Below are 5,001 nucleotides of genomic sequence, written 5' to 3' on the forward strand. Positions count from 1 at the left end.
GCCATCCTGGCCTGACGGTGTCGGGGCTGGAACAGTCAGGGCTGGAAGCCCTGACTACGCCGCCCCGCACGCTGGCCATCGAGCTAGCGGTCGAGAGGACTTTCATGTTCCGGGGTGGCGCGGGTGCCATGACCGTTAGCCTTGGAGCGCGCCAAGGCTGGATGAAGCCTTGGACTCCAGGTAGAGCTTCCAGAATTGGGCCACGGATTCGATGGTGCGCCAGGGGCCGCTCTGGAACACGGCGTCGTCGTAGACCCGCGGCCACTGCGGGGGCTGCAGCTCGACCCGGGCGCGGATGGTGTACAGGTCGCGGAAGCCGTACTCCAGGTCGTCCTCGAAGGTGACCTGCTCGACCCGCTGGAGGTCGTGGTCGTGGGGCGCCTCCCCCAAGGAAGCGGTAGATGCCCGCCAGCGCCGCTGCCGGCTCCCGGGTCAGGGCGTCGTACTCCACGAAATGCAGGCAGTCCTTCCAGCCCCGGGTCACCGCGTCGCGCACCGCGTTGTAGGCGCGCCCCACCGGCTGGGCGTCGTCGATCCACATCTCCAGCTGGCCCAGGGCGGTCTTGGGGGTGACGTGAAAGCGTGGGTTCTGGGCCAGGATGTTGGCCAGCAGGGTGGAGCCGCGGCGGGGCAGGCCGGCGAGGAAGTAGACGGTCTTGGGCGCGGTCATAGGGTCAGCGACCAGTCAGGCATTGTCCATGCGCGTCTGCCAGCCGGGTCCGTCGGCGAGATTGGCGCGACACTTGGCCGCGTCGAAGGTGATCGTCAATTTAAGTGTAGTAACGGGGAGATTCGCTGTCCAGCAACCTGTTACGACGCGACTGCCGGGTTCCTGCTGCGCATGCTGAGCAAGATGAAGCGCCCGCACCAAGGCGGTAGCCGGCTCGCCATCGTCTTCACCGGCTCCCCGCTCTTCACCGGCGCGGCCGGGTCCGGCGAGAGCGAGATCCGCCGCTGGATCATCGAGAACGACTGGCTGGAGGCCATCGTCGCCCTGCCCGACCAGATGTTCTACAACACCGGCATCAGCACCTACGTCTGGATCCTGACCAACCGCAAGGCGAAGGCGCGCCGCGGCAAGGTCCAACTCATCAACGGCGTCAACCGCTTCCGCAAGATGCGCAAGTCGCTCGGCGACAAACGCAAGGAACTGGGACCGGACGACATCGACGCACTGACCCGGCGCTATGCCGACTTCACCGAAGGCCCCGAGGTCAAGGTCTTCGACAATGCCGACTTCGGCTTCCACCGCATCACGGTGGAGCGCCCGCTGCGGCTCAATTTCCAGGCCAGCCCCGAGCGCATCGCGCGCCTGACCGATGAGAAGACCTGGCAGGCACTCTTGACCAGCAAGAAAAAGGGCGCCGCCGCCGCGGCCGAGATCCTGGAGGGCGAGGCCACCAAAAAGGCCGTGCTCGACCTGCTCAAGACCCTCGCCGCCCCCGTAGACCGGACAAGCGCAGCGCAGTCCACCGAGCCGACCGCACCGCTCTACAAGAACCGCGACGCCTTCACCAAGTCACTCAAGTCCGCCGCCAAGACGCGCGGCCTCAAGCTCGCCGCACCGGTGCTCAAGGTCATCCTGAGCGCGCTGTCCGAGCGGGACGAGAGCGCCGATAGTTGCACCGACAACGGCCAGCCGGAGCCGGACCCGGAACTGCGCGATTACGAGAATGTGCCGCTCAAGGAGGACATTAGTGCCTATATGGAGCGCGAGGTCCTGCCACATGTGCCGGATGCCTGGGTGGACCATTCCAAGACCAAGATTGGCTATGAGATCCCCTTCACACGGCATTTCTATGTCTACGAGCCGCCGCGGCCGTTGGCGATCATCCGTGGCGAGATCGAGGCGCTGGAGGGCGAGATTCAGGGGTTGTTGGGGAGGGCTTTAACGTGACCGCCTTCACTGGAACAGAACTCGCCGCGTCAGAGAATGCCTGGATTCCCACTCGTCCCGCATCGTGGCAGCTCTCTCGCCTAAAATGGACAGTACGATTTTCGGCGAACGGTATCTGGGGTGACGATGCGGACGGCGGTTATGACGATATCGCTTGCATAAGAGTAGCGGACTTCGACCGGCAGCGCCTGCGAATTGCCGCCATTGAGCCAACCATGCGGTCGATTCCAAGATCCGCGCAACAAAACCGTCGGTTGAAGATAGGCGATCTCCTTTTAGAAAAAAGCGGTGGAGGTGGCAATCAACCAGTGGGGGTGGTCGTACTATACGATCTTCCCCTTGACGCTGTATGTTCCAATTTCGTCGCTCGCGTGGTTGTGTCCCCAGGCAACGACAGTGGATTCTTCACCTACCTTCATGCATCGCTCTATTACGGTAGAGTCAATACAAGTTCGATAAAGCAAACGACAGGCATCCAAAACCTCGACGCTGATCTCTATTTCGACGAAGTTGTTGCCTTACCTCCTGTCCACACCCAGCAAGCCATCGCCGACTACCTCGACGAAAAGACTGCCGACCTCGATGCACTGATCGAGAAGAAGCGCAAGCTGCTGGACCTGTTGGACGAGGAGCGCGCCGCCCTCATCAACCAGGCGACGACTAAGGGCATCGATCCCAACGTGCCGATGAAGGACTCCGGCATCCCGTGGGTAGGGGAGATGCCGGCATATTGGCGCGTGAAGCGGCTCAGGCACATATCGCCCCAACAGTCGGTCGGCGTTGTGATAAACCCATCCACATACGTGGATGATGCCGGTGACATACCTTTCATCTATGGCGGTGAGGTATCGGAGGGAGAAATCTCTATCGTCGATGCTCGGCGGATTTCGGCGCAGAGCAACAGGCTCTTGCGAAAAAAGCCAGCTTCGTGCTGGCGACTTGGTTTGCGTGCGTGTGGGCGACCCTGGTGTGACAGCAGTGGTGCCCCCGGCGCTGGACGGTATCAATTGTGCTTCAGTAATGATTATTCGGCAGGCATCGACCTTTTCATCCGAATGGCTCTGCTATGCAATGAATTCACAAGCAGGGCGCCAGAATATTGCACTTGTCGCTTATGGTGCGGCACAAAAGCAATATAATATCGGCCATGCAGTTGACTTCATTTATCCAACCCCCCCCCAAGACTGAGCAGGACATCATCGTAAAATGGCTTGACTCTACCTTGGCTGGAGTGCAAGAGACATTGACAGCGATTGTCTCTCAGATCGACCGCCTCCAAGAATACCGCCAAGCCCTCATCACCGCTGCCGTCACCGGCCAACTCGACATCGGGGCCGCGGCATGAAGCCCGTAGGGTGGACAAGCGCAGCGCAGTTGATCATAACCCCGGCCACTTCGCTGACTGCGAGGCCCTTGGCGTCGACTACCATTGCCGCCGTTCCGAACTCCGCCGCGCTCGTGACACCGCTCCAGCGGTGTCACGCATGTGTCAGGCGCTGTGCGCCGCGAGGCTGAGGCCCTGACCGTAGCCCGGGCGGGTGCCGGTTAACCCGGGCCGCGCAGCGGCCAACACATGGGTGACACCGCTGGCGCGGTGTCACCAGGATCCGTATCATATGGCTCCCGCGCTGGAGCCTGAAGACCCAGGACCCGGGCCGGACGGGGCATTCGCCCCGTCCGCAACGTTTTCTCCGGAACCGCGGGTCTGCCGTACCCATCGGCAACGGAATAAACAGTTGGGACGGGGCGAATGCGCCGTCCCGCCCTGGAGTACGGTATCGGCGCCGGGTGACTCACTCGCCAGGTGATAAGGATAACACCATCACCTCGTTGTCTTCCTTGGCGAGCTTGGCGCCTTGGCGTGATCATTCTTCTTCTTTGTGTCTTTGTGCCTTTGTGAGAGACTTCCTATTCGGCGCCATGGTGCGCACGGCGCACTTGTGCCTTTGTCATCTGGCTCCCACGCTCCAGCGTGGGAGCAAGTGCAGACGCTCCAGCGTCGCGACGTGCCTCGGGCCGCTGGAGCGGCCGGGCGGCATTCCCACGCGGGAGCGTGGGAACGAGAGAACACAGGACCCGGCGCAGCGCCGGAAAGGCGGCACGACCCGCGGCGAGGGCGGGCCAGCGGCGGTCGGAGTCCAGGAGCAGCAGACGGGCCCCGGAATCGGCCAGGATGTGGGCGATGTTGTCCGGGCTGTCAGTGGCGTAGAGCGGCACCGGCACCAGCCCCAGGCCCAGGGCCGCCTGGTCGCAGCAGACCCAGTCGACCCCGTTGGGCAGGCTCAAGGCGACCCGGTCGCCCGGTTGCAGGCCCTCCCCCGCTAACCCCAGTTGCCAACGCCCGACCAGCCCCGCCATCGTCGACCAGGTGTAGTCGCACCAGGCACCGCCCTCGAACTGGCGGTAGGCGACGGCCGCGGGCGAGCGCGCGACCCGTTGGCGAAAGAGTCCGGGGAGGGTGCGGGCCGCGTCACAGGCGATGGTGTGCGGCGGCAGGCCAGGGTTTTCGGTGGTCATGGCATGGACCTCCATCCAGAAAAACGCTGTCAGCAGCGAACGGACGCTGCCCTGCCAGTGATTCGGCCAGCCGCGACCGCGACATCGGATCAGGGACCGTAGCGGCCGGGCGGGCCTCTTGCTTTAATGCAATTATGGCAACTGAGCGCGAAATGGGTGGCTCGGCGCGCCACCTGGTGCGCACCCACACACAAGGTGGCTGGTGCGCACCGCGGCGGCCTGCCGGATCTCAAACGGATAAGGGTCAATGCGCCGATGCCGCCGACCGACATGGAACAGGCTGGCCGCGGGAGGACCTCCTGGCTGACGAGGGACGACGAAACCTTGCTCAGGGTGGAACACAAGTCTTAGCGCTGACTTGCAGGCCGGCGTGAGTGGCTCCGGTCGGCGGTGATTGGCGCCAGGCGGCCAGCCAGCCGGGTAGCTCGTGGGCCGGCAGGGGATGGGCGATGCTGAAGCCCTGGGCCAGCTCGCAGCCGAGTTGCCGCAGCCGCTCGCCCTGCGCCAGGGTCTCCACTCCTTCGGCGACGGCCTGGTGGCGGAAGGCGGTGGCCAGGCATAGGATGCTTTCGACGATCGCCAGGTCA

Annotated in this window: 5 protein-coding genes; 2 read left to right on the top strand and 3 right to left on the bottom strand. The window is 63.6% G+C overall.

The window, feature by feature from the left end:
- Positions 1–135: 135 nt before the first annotated feature.
- Positions 136–390: a hypothetical protein gene (locus QZY48_RS07695; RefSeq protein WP_295429786.1), complete on the bottom strand. Its 255-nt coding sequence runs from the start codon at positions 388–390 to the stop codon at positions 136–138.
- A 64-nt stretch (positions 391–454) separates the two neighbouring features.
- Here QZY48_RS07695 and QZY48_RS07700 point away from each other — a divergent pair, with 64 nt between their 5' ends.
- On the top strand, positions 455–1,897 hold the full coding sequence (locus QZY48_RS07700) for an N-6 DNA methylase (protein ID WP_295429788.1): 1,443 nt from the start codon (positions 455–457) through the stop codon (positions 1,895–1,897).
- Entirely contained in the window at positions 1,894–3,036 is a 1,143-nt protein-coding gene (locus tag QZY48_RS07705; protein ID WP_295429790.1) for a hypothetical protein, read from the top strand. The genes QZY48_RS07700 and QZY48_RS07705 overlap by 4 nt, the downstream gene beginning before the upstream one ends.
- A gap of 769 nt (positions 3,037–3,805) precedes the next feature.
- Here QZY48_RS07705 and QZY48_RS07710 read toward each other — a convergent pair.
- Both QZY48_RS07710 and QZY48_RS07715 read right to left on the bottom strand, forming a co-directional pair.
- A complete protein-coding gene (locus QZY48_RS07710; protein WP_295429792.1) occupies positions 3,806–4,414 on the bottom strand; it encodes an AMP-binding protein in 609 nt (202 codons plus the stop codon).
- Between the two features lie 328 nt (positions 4,415–4,742).
- Positions 4,743–5,001: EAL domain-containing protein (locus tag QZY48_RS07715; protein ID WP_295429794.1), on the bottom strand; the 259-nt coding region annotated here is incomplete at its 5' end.

This window comes from uncultured Thiodictyon sp., assembly GCF_903828115.1.
GTDB lineage: Bacteria > Pseudomonadota > Gammaproteobacteria > Chromatiales > Chromatiaceae > Thiodictyon.

What these genes read in the sequence shown, in the direction of transcription:
- QZY48_RS07700 (WP_295429788.1), top strand. Translation starts at nt 455, where the DNA reads ATGCAGGCAGTCCTTCCAGCCCCGGGTCACCGCGTCGCGCACCGCGTT.
- QZY48_RS07710 (WP_295429792.1), bottom strand. Translation starts at nt 4,414, where the DNA reads ATGACCACCGAAAACCCTGGCCTGCCGCCGCACACCATCGCCTGTGAC.